Origin of the sequence: uncultured Olegusella sp., assembly GCF_947253395.1 — a bacterium.
Lineage (GTDB): Bacteria > Actinomycetota > Coriobacteriia > Coriobacteriales > Atopobiaceae > Olegusella.
This window is the reverse complement of the sequence record NZ_CAMXYY010000003.1, coordinates 39,622-57,750: the sequence shown is the minus strand read 5'-3', so window position 1 is coordinate 57,750 and position 18,129 is coordinate 39,622. Positions and strand designations below refer to the sequence as shown.

Genomic DNA, 18,129 nt, shown 5'->3' with positions numbered 1-18,129 from the left:
GGTGTAGACCATTTCTTTAGCAACGCCCCAGTTAACAGAATGCACAGACTTTGCAGCACCTGCGCCAAGAATAGCAGCTGTTTTAGCATGCGTCGTAGAAACGGGCAGACCCGTCAAAGTTGCGACAAGCAATGCGATTGATGCAGAAAGCGATGCAGAAAAGCCTTGATATTTTTCCATTTGCACCATCTCGGTACCGACCTTCTTGATGATGCGCCTACCACCAACACCTGTACCGATAGCCATAAATGCGGCGCAAAGCACCTGGATCCAAAGAGGGAATCCAGCCATATCGGCTGCGCCCTTGCCCATGGAAAGTGCCACAGCAAGCATGGCGGTAGACATAAATTTTTGGCCGTCTTGAGCACCGTGCATCAAAGCTACAAAGGCAGCACCTACCACCTGCAGTCGAGCAAACGTCTTGTCCGCTTTCCGCCTATCCGCGTCTTTACAAACAACACGAATAATCTTGGTAAAGAACCATCCAGCACCGTAGCCCAAAAACGAGGAGAGAAGGAGGCCCCAAATGACCTTCATCCATTCGAGGCCATTGACGCCACCAAGACCGCCAGAAACAGCAATGGCACCTCCGGTGAGACCCGCAATCAGAGCATGGCTTTCACTGGTAGGAATACCAAATACCCACGCTCCTACACCCCAAGCGACAATACCTACGGTAGCTGCAGCAAGGGCAATCAAAGCAGCATGCGTATCTCCACCAAAATCAACCATGCCACTGACCGTATCAGCAACAGCTGTAGAAATGAAACACATGGCAACAAGGCCAATGAAATTGCAAACCACACTCATGAGGATTGCAGCGTCAATGCCAATTGAGCGCGTACCCACTGCCTCTGCAATAGCATTCGCAGCATCAGTCGCACCATTGACAAAAATCGTACCCATTACGAGGACAATGACGATTGCCAAGAATGGGTTCGTGCTGAGCATCTCTAGGAATTGCCCAAAGTCGACGTTCATACTTTCCCCTCGACGGGTCTGATCTCAAAGTCATTCTACCTATAAATAAAAATAGTGCAGCATCTATTTTATGCTGCACGAGTATTTTTTTTAATTATTCATCTCTATAGAACTCTGATCTGGGGTTTAGCAAACTTTATAAATCCAGCCTTCAGGTGCCTCGATGTCACCTTGCTGAATATCCACCAAAGTTTGACGCAATTTTGCCATCACAGGTCCCACAGTCTCAAATCCATTTTTGAAAATAATCTTCTTGTCTGCCGAATCAACCTCGCCCACCGGTGAAATGACCGCTGCAGTACCGCACATACCACACTCAACAAATTGGTCGATTTCATCAAACCGCACAGGACGCTGTTCAACTTTCATGCCCAGCATATTTTCGGCAACAAAGACCAGCGAACGACGGGTAATTGATGGCAAAATCGAGTCGGTAAAGCTCTGGGGCACCACCAACGTACCATCATCAGCGACAAAGATAATATTGGCGCCACCCGATTCCTCCACATAACTGCGAGTCTCGGGATCAAGGAACATATTGTCCGCATAGCCCTTACTATGTGCCTCGACACTCGGATAGAGACTCATTGCATAGTTCAGGCCAGCTTTAATATTGCCTGTACCATGAGGAGCCGCACGATCATATGAGGAAACCTGCAATTTAACAGGCTTAACACCACCTTTGTAGTAAGGGCCCACAGGCGTCACAAGAATGCGGAACTGATACTGATCGGCGGGCTTAACACCAATAACGTCCCCTGTTGCAAACATAAAAGGACGCACATACAGCGTGGCACCCGACCCATAGGGCGGCACCCAAGCTGCATTTGCTTTTACCACCTGTTTGACCGCAGCTACAAAACGTTCAACAGGAAACTCTGGCATACAAATCCTACGTGCAGAGTCAGCCATACGCGAAGCATTGAGGTCAGGACGAAAACACACGATGTCGCCATTGCTTTGGGTATATGCCTTAAGCCCCTCAAAAACCTCCTGACAGTAGTGAAGAAGACCTGCACACTCCGATAGCTGCACCGTATGGTCGGGAGTGAGACTACCCTCATCCCACGCGCCATCAGCATAATTGCTGACATAGCTATAGTCAGTGTGTTGGTAAGCAAAACCCAAGCTACCCCAGTCGATGTTCTTCTTCTCTACCATAAGGCTCCCTTCTGCAGCATTTGCTGCTGTGCGGATGTGCAGCAGTGTACTCCCCTACTCCCAAGCTCGCTCTAAACGAAACAGTCTTGAAAATCTTTGAAGAACTGCAGAGAAAGCAGGTATATGGCACAATAACTCCCGCAGCGCAAAAATAACGTGAGCTAAAGGTGGTTTCATGCAGCATAAGGAGGCGACATGGCACAGCAAAACGAGCAGGTAACTATGAATCTCTCTGTAAGAGAAGAGGCTCTACATACTGAATTTTTGCTGCTTGCCCGACCCATACTTGCTTCCGCGCGAGTGCCGCAGATGGCTCAGTTTATCCAGCACGGCACAACAAATACCCTAGAACACGTGGAAGCTGTGGCCTGGCAAGCCTTCAAACTGGCACGTCGCTGGCACATTTCTTGCAGTGAGCTTGCATTGGTGCGTGGTGCCATTTTGCACGACTACTATCTCTACGATTGGCATGAGCCGGGGCATTCCAAACTACACGGCTTTCGTCATCCAGGACTTGCTCTTGACAATGCGCTGGAGGATTTTGAGCTGAGCGATATCGAAAAAGATGTGATTGCCCATCATATGTGGCCACTCACACCTTGCCCGCCACACCATCGTGAAGCATGGTTGGTATGTCTTGCTGACAAAATGGTTTCAACTCGTGAGACCATCGCAGGACGCACACGACAGTCATAAGTAGACTAATAGCCAACGATACAGGGAATTCCCAAGGCCTCTACCTGTGACTTTATCCTGTCAAGCACTTCAGGCCCTACATGGACGATACCTTCCACAGGCATATCACGGGATATAGCATAAATAGTGACCGCCTGAGGTTTGATATAACGAAGGGCCTCAAGCCAGGGTTGTACATATTTTGGAGTTGTATTATCCAGATCGTGTCCCTGATAGCTTCCCTTCATAAAGGCTGTTTGCACAATTACCTGTCCATGGAAAGCCGCAAGTGCTTCAATGACGCGTTGTACGTCATAACTACCCGCAGGGCGATTGACCAGCCTAATGTAGGGCATATCTACCGTGTCAAGCTTCTGAATATTATCATCTAGCTGCAGTAGGGCATCGTGAATACGCGGCACATGTGCCAAGGTGCCATTACTTAATACGGCAAGACGTGCCTTTGGAGCAAACTGATTGCGAAGACTCACCGCAACCGTAACCACTTGGGGAAACTCGGGGTTTGCTGTTGGCTCACCATTTCCTGCCAGCGTAATGACATCAGGCAGGAAATCTTTGGCTGACATCTCACGAAGCTTTTTTTCTAACGCTTCTGCCAACTCTGCTGCTTTGGGATAAGCAGCACGTGTTTTGCGTTCAGCGTTCAGGCCATTTTCGCAGTATATACAGTCAAAATTGCAAATTTTGCCATCTCCTGGCATGAGATTAAGACCGAGGGAAATACCAAGTCTGCGGCTGTATATAGGACCAAATACCAGCGGTGGATTGAGATAGGTTGCCAAAATATCCTCCAATGTAATCTGCACAAGACTAGCTCATATCCGCAAAATTCGCACGTATTAGCTCTTGCGTCAAAGCACTTTGCTCCGTATAGTAGTTAGCTGCTTGACGAATGCGTCAACATGAATACGCCGGCATAGCTCAGTTGGTAGAGCACCGCTCTCGTAAAGCGGGGGCCATCAGTTCAAGTCTGATTGCCGGCTCCCGAATTTTCTCACACACCCACAATGCCCCTACACGCCTAACATTTTCTTACACACCCACAATTTCAATAGATGGTTCGTTTGTCGAGCTAGAGGAAAATCTGACCTGCAGTTTTACGCTTACTTAGCTCGACACTCGAACCATCTGTGGTTTGTATCCCGATGTTGGATCGTGATTGTCCTCATGGGAAAAGGTTTTGGATTCAAGGTCCACAGCACGTAAGGCCGCACTAAAGCCATCAAGCGGATCAAAAGGCATAAAAATTTTGGCACGCCGCTCAACAGACATGCGCACGCGACCACAAGGAGGATGAGGGCGGAAAGACTGACTCTTATAATCCGGCACGATGACCTCCTATCTGCATATTACGTTCGCGAGCATTAGCCTCGGGAAGCAAATCCATTGCCTTGAGCAGGGCATTTTTACCATATTTTTGTTTGATGGCATTTATCGTCTTTTGCCTACAACGTTCACGCTCCTCGACAGTCCTATTAGTAAATAAAGAAAGCTGTTGTCCTGTGCTCTGCGCAGGCTCGACACCACCGAGTTCAACCCCGATACGTTTGATACGATGCTTGGCAATTGCAATCTGAGGCCAGACTTCTACTAAGGCCTCAACGATGTTTCTACGTGAATCTGTAGGTGTAACAAAAGTTTTGCCCGCATGGGCCCCATACCCCATAACTGCACCACGAGCACCAACATGCCTCACTGCATGTCGCTCCTCATCGCTCAACTCAAAACCCACCCACACCAAAAAAGAGTGGGCAACTTCTTGGTATGCAACCAAATCGAGTGCAAGGCGTTCGGCCATCTCCTTGGCAAGAATCAAAGCTGTGCGGCCATCAACACCCTCGGCAAGCACCTGCCCATTAGAAAGAGAATGCCCCTGGGGATGGTATGCTTTTATCTGAGGCATCCCCACAGTTTCAATCCCCCATGCATGATCAACCAAAATCTCAGCATCAACACCAAACTCCTGGTAAAGCGCCTCATGTTGTTTTGGGTCTTGGGATGCGAGGGCCAGCTCTCCCATACAGGTGATGCCCATTTTTGCTAAGCGATGCGAAATACCAGATCCTATGCGCCAAAAATCAGTCAGTGGACGATGGTTCCAAAGTTCTATCTTGTAACTTTGCTCATCAAGCTCACCAAAAAAATCGGCACGATGCTTTGCCATGATATCAAGAGCAATTTTCGCCAGATATAGATTGGTCCCCAAACCACAAGACGCAGGAATTCCCGTCTGCCTCACAACGCTCTTTCGTATGCGTTCACCCAGCTCACGTGGTGTGCAATGATACAAGCTCAGATAACCTGTAATATCGATAAATGCCTCGTCAATGGAGTAGACATGAATATCTTCCTTAGCCACCCACTGCAGGTAAATACCGTAAATCTGAGCAGACACATCGATATAGCGCTGCATGCGAGGGGTTGCCGTGATGTAGCTAATACCTGCGGGAATCTCAAATACGCGGCAGCGATTACGCACGCCTAGAGCCTTCATTGCAGGTGACACGGCAAGACAGATTGTCTTATCTGTACGCGTAAGATCTGCCACAACAAGCTTGGTGATCATGGGATCTAAGCCCCGATCAATACACTCAACCGAGGCATAAAACGACTTCAAATCAATTACGAGATAGTGGCGTTGCACTGCCATAAGCTGATATGAGTTCTAATGTAATACAACAATTTCAGACTTCACGCGCTCAGCAGCTTCCTTGCCACAAAGACGACGCACCAACACCAAGCCCAAATCTACTGCCGTTCCCATACCTTGAGAAGTGATGATGTTGTCATCCTCAACAACAGGCTCATCAGCACATACTTGGGCAGCATGCTCGCTTAGTACATCCTGAAAACCAGGATTTGCAGTAGCACGCTTACCCTCAAGCAAGCCAAGCTCAGCCAAAATAGAAGGAGCAGCACAAATAGCGGCTAGCTGCTTGCCCGCACTACCCTCTCCACGCCCCGCTTCAGCAAAACGGAGAAGCGCTGCACGTAAAGATTTGCAGGCCTTGAGCTTAAGCGTCCCTGGCATACCACCAGGTAAGAAAAGCAAATCATACTCGTCAAAGTCAAAATCAGCATCAGTAATACTACGGTCGCAACGCACATAAATATCGTGACTCGATTGGACAAGCAAATCAGGACCAATCGCCACTAAATCACAAGGAACGCCCGCACGAAAAAGAATATTCGCAGGAGCTAGGGCCTCAACTTCCTCAAGACCTTCAGCAAAAAAGATGGCAACACGACGGTTGCAGCTTTTCTTAAACTTTGACTCCATGGCTCTCTCCTTTTTTTAAGCCCAATATCCCCAATAGTCAGCTCGCAAAATGAGCTGTATGCCCTACGTATCCAAGTCATAGCTACGACTGTCAGACTCTTTTGTGGCTCCAAGCTCACTAAAATCAGGTACACGCCCAAGATATTCTTTTGCACGCGCAACAGCGTTGTTTACTTCGTCATTTGAGCCTCGACTCAGTTCATCAACGGTCTTTTTTGCCTTTTCAATCTCTGCATCAAGCTGGATATAAGCCTCAGCGAGGCGAGACACATCGCCAGATTTAGTCTGCTGAGCAACCGGACCAATGCCCTTCTCGGAAATATCAGAGAGTGCACCAACAAGCATACGAACATTTTTGACATCTTCACCGATAAGGGGTAGCTGAGAGGCAATCTGCCAGAGAGGTCCTTCCACTGTTGACCGCGCCTCAGCCGCTTGTTTTTCAATTTGTGCAGCGCTTGTAGCGACGCCTTCAAAGTCCCCTGTTGTCATCTGCTTGCTCAGGGTCTTCATGTTAGCCAAGATATCTGCTGACTGGGATTTGATTGCATGACCTTCGCGATACAGCTCAAACCCTCCTGCACCGCAAGCCAAAATCAAAACAAGCAACACCATAAGAAGGCCTCGATGAGCCTTACCTTCACTGTTGCGCGGCGACCACATATGCGTAGTTCCAAAACCCATATATAACTCCTCACAAGCTTTCTTGTGCGGCTAAAGTATGCGTAACTGCCACCAAAGCACTCTTAATGGCTTAGCTATAAGTCTATCTCTTAGACAGGACATAACTTCCTCAATACAAATTCCCAACTCTCTTCATGAGTCCGCCTATAATCAAAGTACCTATTAACTGTGCGTCTCGCATTTTTTGTAGACACACAAAAAAGCGAATGGAGCCTTATGGATCTCCTCATCCCCTTCTTACTTGGACTGGCCCCTATCCTTTGGCTTGTGATCGCACTCGTAGGTATCAAAATGCCTGCTCACCTTGCAGCGGCGGGCGCACTTTTGATAGCTGCCATACTTTCGCTTGTGTGGTGGCATATGCCGCTCATCAATATGGCAACTGCCGCCCTTGAAGGTATCGCAATGGCAATCTGGCCAATTGTCATTGTCATCATCGCAGCAGTTTTTACCTACAACGTTACCGTTCATACAGGTGCTATTGAGACCATCAAGGTCATGCTCACTTCGGTCAGCTCTCATCAGCGCGTACTAGCGGTGCTTATCGCTTGGTGCTTTGGCGGCTTCCTTGAGGGTATGGCTGGCTTTGGCACTGCTGTTGCCATTCCTAGCTCAATGATGATTGCCTTGGGCTTTGACCCTCTCAAAGCTGTGCTGGTATGCCTTGTTGCAAACGGTACACCAACGATGTTTGGCTCCATCGGTATCCCCACCACTACCCTTGCAGCAATTACAGGACTTGACGGCACCGCTCTTGCTCTTACTCAGGCCCTACAGGTGGCTCCTTTTGTCATTGCAACGCCCTTCATCATAGTCATGATTATCGGAGACGGACCTCGTGCGCTGCGCGGCCTGCTTCCCGTTACGCTCACTGCAGGTCTTTCGATGGCTATTCCCGAAATTGCAACAGCAGCCGTTATTGGTGGAGACTTGCCCATGGTTGTGGCTTCAGTCGTCTCGCTCATTGCAACATTTTTTGTCGCCCGTGCAACCAACGACAAGATTGATGTACTCTACCCGCCCCTTAAACCCAAAGAAAATATCAACGTGTGGTGGGATCAAGCATTGCGAGCTTGGTGTCCTTTTATTCTTGTGTTTATCGTCCTTATCTTTACCAGCAAGCTTGTTCCCCTAATCAATGGTCCTCTTTCTGCAATCAAGACCACGGTTAATATCTACCAAGGCGATCCCACCGCCACGCTAAGCTTCTCGTGGATTAATACGCCTGGTGTACTCATTCTCATTTGTGGCATTCTTGGCGCCTTTGTTCAAGGCTGCGAGCCTCATGAAATTTGGGAGGTACTCATTGCAACCTGCAAGCAAATGAGCAAAACCATTTTGACTATGCTTTCAGTCCTCGCCTGCGCCAAAATTATGGGCTACTCAGGCATGATTGCCAGCATCGCTGCATTCTTTGTGGGAACCCTTGGTGGCTTCTATCCCCTCGTTGCACCTTTGCTCGGCGCGATGGGGACCTTTGTAACTGGCTCTGGAACTTCCAGCGAAGTACTTTTTGGCAACGTACAAGTACAAGCAGCACATTCTATCAACGCCAATCCTATTTGGCTTGCCGCCTCTAACTCTGTTGGTATTTCCGCAGGCAAGATGCTCAGTCCGCAAAACATTGCCATTGGTTGCGCTACGCCTGAGCTTGCTGGGCGTGATGGAGATGTGCTCAGTCGCGTAGCGCCCTATGCTTTTGGCTATGCCGCACTGATGTCGATTCTCACTTTTGTGGGTGTGATACTTGGCTGGTAAAGCAGTTCTTGCAATTGCATGATGCACATAAGCCCGACACGAGAATCCAATCTCGTGTCGGAACTTTTTTCACCAGCAAAACAGCGCTAAGGTAACACCACGTGAGGAGTTTCTCCAGCAGGACAAATATCGCTTATACCATCGCCGTCTGCATCTACAACCTCAAGTTCTGTCAGAGGCCGCTTTCCTGCTGCTGTAGCGTGATATTGCACAAAACCCTTCCAACTATCAACCGTATGAACCTCCCCCATAAGACGCAGTGCATCTTGTGCAGAACCATGTACTGCCCCATCAGCTTGGGCTTCAAAACTCAGGCCTTTACCTGTAGCGATATCACTTTTTACGTTAATATGCTCTTTTGATCCTCCCATAGAGAGCATATCTTTTGGCGTATCGGCACTCAGCAAAACATTGTGAGCACTACCCAACCAACCCGCCACTTTGATGGGCAGCTCGTTATATGTCATCACCTTGCCTAAACGTTGATTGGTATAGCTTAAAGCTGTGGGAATAGAGACCTTCCATACTGCAGGAATCCATTTAGCATGTACTGTTTGATCATGCTCAAGGGTCTTTCCAAATTCAAATACCTCATCAAAGCTATCCGAGCTATACCAGCCGCCAAATTGCCAACCACTTGCTTGAGGAGCAGGAGGCTCTTGAGTTTTATCCTCAAATCCCAGCGTCTGGGTCTCAACCTGCTTACCATGACCATTCATATCAAAATTCAACTGCGCTGTCTTGCGCACCCAAACTGCATGTAGATACAAATCACTGTCTGGCATGTACGCATCGCTATCTGCCTTGAGCAGAGCAGCTTCATTCAGACTGCCCCCCTTTCCAAAGGCCTGTTCAAACTCTGCTTCAGAGAAGGCTTCATCCTTAACCTTTGACTCTTCCCAAAGCTGTACAAACGGATTATCAGAGCTTTCCATCCGATACCAACCCTTGAAGCTATAGCCTTTTCTTTTCGCCGGAGGAAGCACTACCGCATCATCTTTGTGAAGATCATCTCGCTCAAAATTTCCCGCTTCATTAGGCTCGCCAAAATTTTCAATCACCCCTTGATGTGGCAGATAAGTCAGCTTATGCACACCAGGCGTACGACTAGACTCATAAAGACTATTGGTAGAAAACGACGTCCAGCCCGTCTGCGCACCTAAATACGACTCACTAAACGCAAAGGCTCCATCCTGCCAAATGCTCACGGCACGATTGGCAAAGAAGGGATTGGCTCCTTCGGGATTAATCGTATCCGTCTCAGCTCCTACCTTTGCTTTATCGGGAAATCCTTGGGTGGGATAGCAGTGGATGGTGCCATCATCTAAAACCTGAATATTCATCGCATTGCCATGCGAGACCGCTTGCCCTACAGCTCCTGACCAGTCACGATCTACCAGTTCAATCGCTTTGAGTTTGCTTGTCATCCCCTCAGCAAGTACACGAGTGCTGAGTACCCATTTAGATTCTGAAAACTTCCCTGCATTGGTATCACCTACCGCAAGTCTTGGGTAGTTGAGAGATTCTAGGGTAAGGTACGAGTTGCTAATAGGGATTATTTCTCCTAGCACTCCATTATCATTCCAATCTGCTGCAGGCAGGTAATTGTGCAACTGCTTCTTTTGGAAGTACGCATCACAAGTAGCACGTATCTGCTCATCCGCTACTTCGTGAATCACAATTGACACATCTATATCGCCAAGATTTATCGCTAAAAAACCACCACGCAACAAGTCGGCCACATCAATTAAGGGCTGACCGTTATTAAAGTTTCCAGTCTTACCGCGGGATGCATATTCATCGAGACGAGCTGCGCCTGAAATTGTCAGGGTTGCCCCTACGGGAATAAGTTTGCCATCTTTACGCGTGTAAGTACCCACAATGGGAAAATCAAAAGCCGCAGTCATGCGCTGGCCCTCACGCATACCCGCAGCCTCCAGCAGCAGACCTGACTGGCAAACATACTGATTTGCCATGTGATGAGGAACATAATTGTGGATGGTGTCATTTAAGGCATTGACCATCACTTCTTCAGTACGAGAATGTTTGTCTTGACGATAGCTTGTATAGTGAGGAGCGCCTGCTACCGACAGCAGCTGTGGACGCAAAGCACCAGGGCCTACGAGTCCATCATTTGCCAAAGCATCGGCAAGTTCAAAACTATGCGTTAACTCTAAAGCAGTACTATCTGCCGCTCCCAAAGATCCATCGGCATAAAGATGCGCCCTATGTACCTCTCCCGAGTCAAGGTCAACGGTTCTCAGTTCAAAGCTATTACCATCTATCTGCAGTTTTGAGTCTTTTGAGATAACTTTATCGGAGCGTTTGGGTGCAAGCATAAACTCTTTTGGAGCAGCACCTGTTGCACCAACGCGTCCTTCACCAAGCGCAAATACACGTAGCCGATATGTAAAACCAGAACCAAGACCCGAAACTTTACAATGTGTATCACGTACCGTAGTCAGCGCAAACCAATTTGAATTATCAGCAAAAGTATCTTCTCCAGAGCTTTGCGCCCATACCTGATATTCCTTGGCATAAGGCACCGCATCCCAGCTCAGAGTTGCAATTCCCTCAGTTGTAATATCTGTCTTGACCTGATTGCTTGCCAGCTGAGAAGGCACGCGATAAAGATGCCATTTCTGAGCCACAGAGCAATTTGGCTTATAAAGCTGGATGTTTGTACCGTTTTCGGCTTTACCACCTTTGAGGTCAAGCACCTTTCCTCCGTCATTGGAAGTCAGCGTGCTCAAACCTTTTTCATCGGTAGTGATAGTCCACTGAATCGGCGTGGAGGCTAGCTGAACATTTGAATCCTTTACCTTTGCAGTACCCAAAGCCTTTCCACTCAGCAAACCAACAATTTTGTAGCTTTTAGTCTTTGCATCATAGCTAACCTTCCAGCACTGATTTTCATTGGACAGGGGCCACTTGCGGTCTGTGCGATGGTAAAGCTGTACATTAGTACCCACCGTCGTGTGTCCTCCAGCAGCATCCAGAACAAAGGCATCATCAGCGGCACTCGCAATAACATACACACCATCTTGGATGCGCTGAGCAGCTTTGACCTCGGGAGCCCAAGCAGCAAAGCCTGCAAGCAACGCCAAGGTAAGCATGAGCGCTAACAAAGCGCGACCAAGTCTGTACGCAAAAGCTCGTTCGTGCCTATAGAAATCTTGTACATATACGCGCACGGAAGTGCCTGATTCACAGGTCATTTTTGCTCACCTCTCTCGGCTACTCTGTGTTGTAGTTTTGCCTGCAAGTAAAGCAGCCCCACCAGCAAGAGCAAAACCCACAGCCGCAAGGACATATCCCATGAGATCAATGCCTGTTTTGCCATAGCTCGTCTTTTCTTCTGCAGGCTGAGAGGGCGGGTTCGTCTCAACCGAAAGTGATAAATCAATTGCCCCCTTGTGAGCGCTACCCGATTCTTTAGAGCCACTCCATTGGTCGCTTTGTAAGTCGTATGTCTGGTCACCTATCAGCTGTCTGCTTTCTGCAGATAGGGCCCCAGTGCCTTGGGCAAAACCTATCCCAGGGCGTATAGAAAACACCAAAGCAGAAGCCAAAACCACAGCAGCAAACAGGCGTATCGCAGGAGGGCTTGGCACACTCCCTGCTTTTCTTCTTACGATCATGCGTATCAGCTCCTGTCTACTGCGTCACAATATCCTTGAATTCACGGGCGACCTTTGCAGACTGGCCAGCTTCAGCATCCTTGTTTTCGTTCCAAGCCTCACGCGCAGAGACGATACGATAGCTGCTCTCGGGAGCCTCATCACCTTTCAGAATCGCAGCATACTCACCTGCTGCCAGAGTGTATTCACCTACCCCATTGGGAGACTTCATTGAAGTTGTCTCTTTGATTTCAGAACCACCATCGCGAGGACCCTGCAAAATTTTGCCTGTCTCTGCCCAGACTTTTACTGCCTTACCTGCAGGCAAAGCACCCTGGACATTAATGATGTAGTCATCAGAAGTATCAACTGTACCAACACGCATACCGCTGTACTTAATGGCTGTAGGTATCGTCAAGAGATACGTACCGTTCGCATGTTCAACGCCTCCACCGTCAGGCTTATCATCGCCGTCTACACTGGCACCATCTACCCAAACACCATCTTTGGTGGAATACAGCACATCAACTTTGCCTTCATTAGCACGACCTTTGTCCTTGGCAGCACTCCAGCTTTTGGTTTGAGAGTCATAAACTTGGTACCCTTCAAGAGCAAAGTCTGAATCGGATCCTATCTCACTTTCTTGGCCACTCGCACCTGGAGTCTGGCCACCCTCATGAGCCGTTTGAGTTGTGTCATCTACCAGAGCAGAACGGTACTGCACCGTTGCAGTCCAGTCACCTGCAACATAGATATGACCATTCATCTGAATGTTGTCCGTAAAGTCACAACCATAGGTCACCGGAGCAGCCGCAGCTTTGTGCACAGGCGGCTCAGTATTTGCTTGCTCAGCCATTGCTACAGCTGGTGTCGAAGACAAAGCACAAGCAATACCTGCGCTTATGACGGCAGCTGTGCGAGCAGAGCGAAGCAGATGAGCAATATTAATTTGCATGTGGGATATCCTTTCTCAGCATTTATTTCTTTGAGAACAGCGCAACAGGCTACGGCGAGCGAGCTCGCGAGCAATATCGACAATCCTTAGGCATAATTAGCCCACCTTTACACGGAAGTCCATGGTCATGCCATTTGCTTGTTGTTGAGTCTTGATATGAAATGCCGAAAAAACTACCTGGCCACGGTGTTCCCCTGTAGGAACTTCACGCTCAAGATCTATCTCATCAAGATGAGTTCCTGGAGCTAGGCTCTGAGGATTTTTATCTGTATGCTTGGCATTCCATACAATTTCGTTATCAGAGAATTTACCATCATCATTGCAATCCACGTAGACCACAGGAACCATATCAACAGGATTACCCTGGGGATTTGCAAGCAACAACCCCACTCGACTCGCACCAGATTCCCAAAACACATCGGGTACACTCTGAAAGCTGGTATATTCCTCAATCACAGCATGCGCATCCGCGTTTGACTTGCGCAGCCCCGTACTATCACCCACATAATCCACTGCATTCACAAGATAGTTTTGCCCTGTAAGGACAAAGGCAACTCCTACTGCTATAAGACCAATACCACATACTCCAAGCACAAGCTGCCAGAGCCATACTCTTTTTTTGATGTGTTTCATCAAGCGTCTCCTTCGATGCAATAAATGACTGTTCTCTCGTTTGACCAGCTTGTATAACTGCAGGTAACAAGGCTTACTACATGATTTGGAGAGGACGCGTTATCAATCGTGATATCAGCTCTTAAAAACTCATCTTGATACCACGCAATAAAATCTTGTTCATCTGAAAATGTGAGCTTTGGACCCTCTACAGCAGCATTAACTACCCTCACAAAAACCGGTCGCAAGCGCAGTTTTTTTGTAGGGGTCTGTAGCAAAATCTGGCTATGTGCTTTTGCCCATGAAGCATCAAGATACTTACTCAAGGGAGCAAACATTGCACCGTCTGGTGAATGATGTCCATATATCACTGCATTCGGCGCTAATACATTGCCCTTGCAAGCTGCATCAAGATAGGCACATCCATAAATATTTTTTCTACCTTCTAAATCATGCGTAAGATAAAAAAATGGTCTATCCACATCAGCGGCAACAATAGGCAGTGAGACTGGTGTATCAGGCACGCTGAGCCAGGCAATAACCTCTGGATGCTCGCGGTGCAAGCTCTCCCAGTCCACTACAGGAAAAATTGGCGCATCGGGCACATCGACCGACTGCTCTGCACTTATTTGCGACCCCGCTGCGAGATAGCGCTGAGCATCATTTGCTGCAAAACGCATAAGTACAAGCGAGACAACTATACCTGCAGAAAGCCCGAGCGAGCAGATCCCTGTCGAAAGCAAAACGGTCTTACACCACAGTCGTCTTGTAGAGCGCCGCAACATAATCACCCCCATCAGCTCTGATAAAGGGCACTGTAGAGGGGGCAGCTTGGATTTAACTTGTTGGTTTACTGACCGACAGCCGCAGGCAGTCTCGCAACGGCAGCTTGGATGAGCTGGTAAAGTAAAAGCCGCAACAACGCTTAAAAAAGCAAAAATGAAAAAGTCATAGAGAAAGGACTGTGGATATCCACAGTCCTTTCACAAGTACACAAGTTATATAGAGTTGACGCTTTATTTATTGCCAGTTTTGTGTGTACTCAATGAGCGCATCTCTTAGGGTCACCAAACTCTCATTACTCATAAATACACGAGAGGACAGCACCCCAGAAGCAGTCCCATCCGCTGCAGGAGGCGTATCTACCAACACAAAGTCAATCATCGATTGCCCGCCATTGGTGCGAATCATTGCAATATCAGCATGTACGCCCCTGCGTACATCAGGCGCAGCTTCTACAGCAATAGCATTTCCCTCAAGGGAACCCTGAGCAGGATCGGGCAACATATCAGCAGAAATGCGTGGAAGTTGACTGGTGTTGTTTGCTTCGTGCTTTGCCATGTGGGACTCCTTCTCAAATACCTTATCCAACTAGTTAAACAGACGAATGATGCCACGAGGTGTACTGTTGTAGTGCCATATATTGCTAGTGACGACACCTTCGCCAGGGGCAGCCTCAATCCTGCGATCGTTGCCCAAGTAAATGGCAATATGGCCTTCCCAAGAGATAAGATCGCCACGCTTGCGACTACTCAACGATACGTGCTTTAGATCTCCCCTCGTCCAAAAAGCATTAAATAATCTATATGCTTAAGTTGCATATTTCATCTCCCAAATAAAGACACAAGCACAAATTATATACGTGCTGATTGAGATGTCGGTCTTAGTACAACATCCCACCACTGATCTTTCCATCCACCCATTGAACGGTAATACGCCAAGGGACGGGTACAAATCTCATAACCAGTCTGATCACCAGGTTGACCACCTGTAATACCACCCCACTCATTTTGATGAGCAGCAACTTCGGTGGTATTCGAGACAATTCCTGCTGTGTGATTCAAATCAGAAAGCAGAATATCTCCTGCTTGAAGATTTCGCACATCATTAATGTAGAGTACTTGCCAACCGCGACTCTTGAGATTGGAACGCATGTCTCCTGTCCAAGATGCACTGCCTGTTTTGAAGCCCGCAGCTCTCAAGCTAGCAATCACCAAAGATGAGCAATCATAATCACCACGCTCACCCCAACGATAAGCTTGGTCATAGCCATGTTTATTATTATTGGCAATAGCAACCATTCGCTGGGAGAACTTTTCAATAGAGGTTCCTATGCCCTTTGCGCTTGACTTACGTAAAAGCCAGCCTTGGGCTATTGTGCCATTATTTTGATACTGTTGGACATTTGTCCCTGATGACAGCTGGCCCGCTGTAATGTCCAGCACCTTACCCGAACCATTCACAAAGATAAAGCCAGTATCACCAAAAACAATCTGCCATTTTTGTCCCAGCGTATTATTTGTGGTGTATTGTGCAACGTTAGCTCCATTAGACTGAGATAAGCCCTTAACGCCAAGAGCTTTGTTTGAGCTTGCAGATACAATGCGATACTGATTGCCACCTAGAGAGCTAATACGCCATGTCTGTGCTGCACTACCATTGGCTTTATATATTTGAACATTCGCACCATCATTTCCCGATGCGCCCCTCACGTCTAAAGCTAAATCACCATTACCCGCTGCACGAATTTCGTACCAACCCTCACCATCAAAAACTTGGATGCCTTCAAACGTCCAGAGCTGTGTATCAGATCCATTCTGCTGCTTTAAGTCTATATTTGCTGTATTTTTAGCAACACCACCCGCAATATTGAGGACAGTACCCAAAGAACTTTGGAGACCAAACCCACCACGCGAGCCCAAATGGCCCAAACCAAAAGCAATCGACCAGTAGCTTGCTTTATCCGCTGTGGTCTGTATGACATTGTTACCTTCATGTGAAAGATATAAACCAGAGCCAATATTTCTGAGCAGCCAACCAGCTGAACTTTGCTTGAGCTGCCACCGTTGCCCATATCCCCCATTCCAAGAATAAGATTGGACATTGGCAGCAACTCTCGTGCTACCACCGCATACATCAAGCACCTGAGAAGTATGGTTTACGCTACTAACACGATAAAAACCTTGGCTGATAGTGGGACTCCACTTGGATAAATCCCAAAGTTGGGCAGGCGATTTAGCTGCAACGTCTGCGGTCTGTAGTACACAATCTATATCTGCAAGAGCGTGGCGGGTCTTTGCATTAATAAAGTAATAGCTACCAGCACCATCAGATACTAACTCCCACAGCTGATAAAGATTATTTTTTTGATTTATCTGCTGTGTTAACACAGTACCCGCAACAATGTCTGCTGCAGAAGTACTAACCGAAAGCCCTGACTTATCATTACGGATACGCCAGTACTTACCTTCACGAGAAAGATAGAAGCCCTGAGCCATTGTATTGTTCTTGCGATACAGTTGAATTTTTGCACCAGCCTTATCAGACGCGCCAGTTACATCAACTGTAAGAGCACTTGAGCGAGCAGTAAATGTATATGACCCCACTTCAGGCTGTACGCTAGGGTTTTCGGCAGGATATAAAGACTCTATTGGGTCACTCACACCGGCAAAACCTGCAAAAACATCTATCAAATTCCAAATCTGTGCATCTGTCCCGTTAGATTTATAAATCTGAAGATTAGTACCGTTTGCACTACGAGCGCCGCTGACATCAAGTACAAAGTTACCCGCCAAAGCAGAACGTAAACGCGCTTGGCCTTTTTGTTTATTCACCCAGTCAACATACCAGCGCTGTGCTACAGTGCCATTTTGTACATACTGCTGGACATTGGTGCCGTTTGCTGTCTTTGCGCCAGCAACATCTAACACCAAACCACTCTTCTTATTTTTAATGATATATCCGTCTTTATCTGTATGAAAACTCCATTCCTGGGCGCCTGTACCATTTGCTTCATAAAGCTGCACATTAGCACCGTTTTTCTTGGAACCACCCTTTACATCAACAGAGCCACGTCCAGGCACAGCAGATTCAATTACAAACGAGTGACCCTGTATGGCTATCTCATCAGGGGACCCAGTATCTCCAGATCTCTCAGATACAGGCTCTTGTACCTGATTTTCGTTTACCGTAGTCGCAACTTCCTGATTGGGTGGAATCGCTTCAGTAGCATCATTAGATTGGAGAGCCATCGAATCTGAAGTACCATAAGAGCTTGCGTCACCCTGCAAACCTGCAGAAATTGCTGCCTGTGATAAAGAGGGTGATACTGCATCATTGCTTGCATCCTCAGCAAAAGCAAGCGTTGGCGCACTTAGAGCGAGCATAGAGCCCAGTGCAAGCGTCGGCAAAATCTGCTTTATCTGTAGACTATGAGCGCACATCATTTCTCCTCTGCCAGTTTTGCTAGATCATGATTACTCCGTATGATATATCCTAGCTTGTATTTATCCGCAAAAACTCATGTATTGGTTACATGAGTCCATTTTGACAAGTTATTACTATGTGCTTTGTCTAGTAATTTTTTCTATCCTTACGGAAAG

The 18,129-nt window shown here is 47.6% G+C and carries 17 protein-coding genes and 1 tRNA gene; 3 read left to right on the top strand and 15 right to left on the bottom strand.

The window, feature by feature from the left end; genetic code table 11:
* Nucleotides 1–981, bottom strand: a 981-nt coding sequence (locus Q0X25_RS00910) for an inorganic phosphate transporter (RefSeq protein ID WP_298578450.1), incomplete at its 3' end; no start/stop codon positions are given.
* Between the two features lie 126 nt (nucleotides 982–1,107).
* Nucleotides 1,108–2,142, bottom strand: coding sequence for a branched-chain amino acid aminotransferase (locus Q0X25_RS00905; RefSeq protein WP_298578448.1), 1,035 nt, complete (start codon nucleotides 2,140–2,142; stop codon nucleotides 1,108–1,110).
* Nucleotides 2,143–2,337: 195 nt separating this feature from the next.
* On the opposite strand from Q0X25_RS00905, the gene Q0X25_RS00900 reads away from it, so the two are divergent.
* Nucleotides 2,338–2,838, top strand: coding sequence for a phosphohydrolase (locus Q0X25_RS00900; protein WP_298578446.1), 501 nt, complete (start codon nucleotides 2,338–2,340; stop codon nucleotides 2,836–2,838).
* Nucleotides 2,839–2,843: 5 nt separating this feature from the next.
* Here the strand turns inward: Q0X25_RS00900 and Q0X25_RS00895 are convergent, their stop codons facing one another.
* Nucleotides 2,844–3,644, bottom strand: coding sequence for a radical SAM protein (locus Q0X25_RS00895; RefSeq protein WP_298578444.1), 801 nt, complete (start codon nucleotides 3,642–3,644; stop codon nucleotides 2,844–2,846).
* 104 nt (nucleotides 3,645–3,748) lie between these two features.
* On the opposite strand from Q0X25_RS00895, the gene Q0X25_RS00890 reads away from it, so the two are divergent.
* Nucleotides 3,749–3,821 (top strand) — tRNA-Thr (locus tag Q0X25_RS00890).
* 124 nt (nucleotides 3,822–3,945) lie between these two features.
* On the opposite strand, the gene Q0X25_RS00885 is transcribed toward Q0X25_RS00890, so the two are convergent.
* From Q0X25_RS00885 to Q0X25_RS00870, 4 genes are all read right to left on the bottom strand, one after another.
* Nucleotides 3,946–4,167, bottom strand: a complete 222-nt coding sequence (locus Q0X25_RS00885) for a hypothetical protein (protein WP_298578442.1) — start codon at nucleotides 4,165–4,167, stop codon at nucleotides 3,946–3,948.
* The gene (locus Q0X25_RS00880) at nucleotides 4,154–5,488 is read right to left on the bottom strand and encodes a DNA repair protein (protein WP_298578440.1); all 1,335 of its coding nucleotides are present in this window, start codon (nucleotides 5,486–5,488) and stop codon (nucleotides 4,154–4,156) included. Before Q0X25_RS00880 ends, Q0X25_RS00885 begins: the two co-directional genes overlap by 14 nt.
* 15 nt (nucleotides 5,489–5,503) lie before the next feature.
* Nucleotides 5,504–6,118 (bottom strand): DJ-1 family glyoxalase III, encoded by a 615-nt coding sequence (locus Q0X25_RS00875; RefSeq protein ID WP_298578438.1) that lies wholly within the window; start codon nucleotides 6,116–6,118, stop codon nucleotides 5,504–5,506.
* A gap of 63 nt (nucleotides 6,119–6,181) precedes the next feature.
* Nucleotides 6,182–6,802, bottom strand: coding sequence for a hypothetical protein (locus tag Q0X25_RS00870; RefSeq protein WP_298578436.1), 621 nt, complete (start codon nucleotides 6,800–6,802; stop codon nucleotides 6,182–6,184).
* Between the two features lie 216 nt (nucleotides 6,803–7,018).
* On the opposite strand from Q0X25_RS00870, the gene Q0X25_RS00865 reads away from it, so the two are divergent.
* Nucleotides 7,019–8,560, top strand: coding sequence for an L-lactate permease (locus Q0X25_RS00865; RefSeq protein WP_298578434.1), 1,542 nt, complete (start codon nucleotides 7,019–7,021; stop codon nucleotides 8,558–8,560).
* An 86-nt stretch (nucleotides 8,561–8,646) separates the two neighbouring features.
* Here the strand turns inward: Q0X25_RS00865 and Q0X25_RS00860 are convergent, their stop codons facing one another.
* From Q0X25_RS00860 to Q0X25_RS00825, 8 genes are all read right to left on the bottom strand, one after another.
* The gene (locus tag Q0X25_RS00860) at nucleotides 8,647–11,778 is read right to left on the bottom strand and encodes an RICIN domain-containing protein (protein WP_298578432.1); all 3,132 of its coding nucleotides are present in this window, start codon (nucleotides 11,776–11,778) and stop codon (nucleotides 8,647–8,649) included.
* A gap of 6 nt (nucleotides 11,779–11,784) precedes the next feature.
* On the bottom strand, nucleotides 11,785–12,174 hold the full coding sequence (locus Q0X25_RS00855; RefSeq protein ID WP_298578431.1) for a hypothetical protein: 390 nt from the start codon (nucleotides 12,172–12,174) through the stop codon (nucleotides 11,785–11,787).
* 43 nt (nucleotides 12,175–12,217) lie between these two features.
* Entirely contained in the window at nucleotides 12,218–13,135 is a 918-nt protein-coding gene (locus tag Q0X25_RS00850; protein ID WP_298578429.1) for a hypothetical protein, read from the bottom strand.
* 96 nt (nucleotides 13,136–13,231) lie between these two features.
* Nucleotides 13,232–13,768, bottom strand: a complete 537-nt coding sequence (locus Q0X25_RS00845) for a hypothetical protein (RefSeq protein ID WP_298578426.1) — start codon at nucleotides 13,766–13,768, stop codon at nucleotides 13,232–13,234.
* A complete protein-coding gene (locus Q0X25_RS00840; protein WP_298578424.1) occupies nucleotides 13,768–14,532 on the bottom strand; it encodes a class B sortase in 765 nt (254 codons plus the stop codon). Before Q0X25_RS00840 ends, Q0X25_RS00845 begins: the two co-directional genes overlap by 1 nt.
* Before the next feature lie 235 nt (nucleotides 14,533–14,767).
* A complete protein-coding gene (locus tag Q0X25_RS00835) occupies nucleotides 14,768–15,088 on the bottom strand; it encodes a hypothetical protein (protein ID WP_298578422.1) in 321 nt (106 codons plus the stop codon).
* 30 nt (nucleotides 15,089–15,118) lie between these two features.
* Nucleotides 15,119–15,283 carry an NlpC/P60 family protein gene (locus tag Q0X25_RS00830; protein ID WP_298578420.1) on the bottom strand — a complete coding sequence of 55 codons (165 nt, stop codon included), beginning with the start codon at nucleotides 15,281–15,283 and terminating at the stop codon, nucleotides 15,119–15,121.
* A gap of 98 nt (nucleotides 15,284–15,381) precedes the next feature.
* Nucleotides 15,382–17,970, bottom strand: a complete 2,589-nt coding sequence (locus Q0X25_RS00825; protein ID WP_298578418.1) for an RICIN domain-containing protein — start codon at nucleotides 17,968–17,970, stop codon at nucleotides 15,382–15,384.
* Nucleotides 17,971–18,129: the final 159 nt, after the last annotated feature.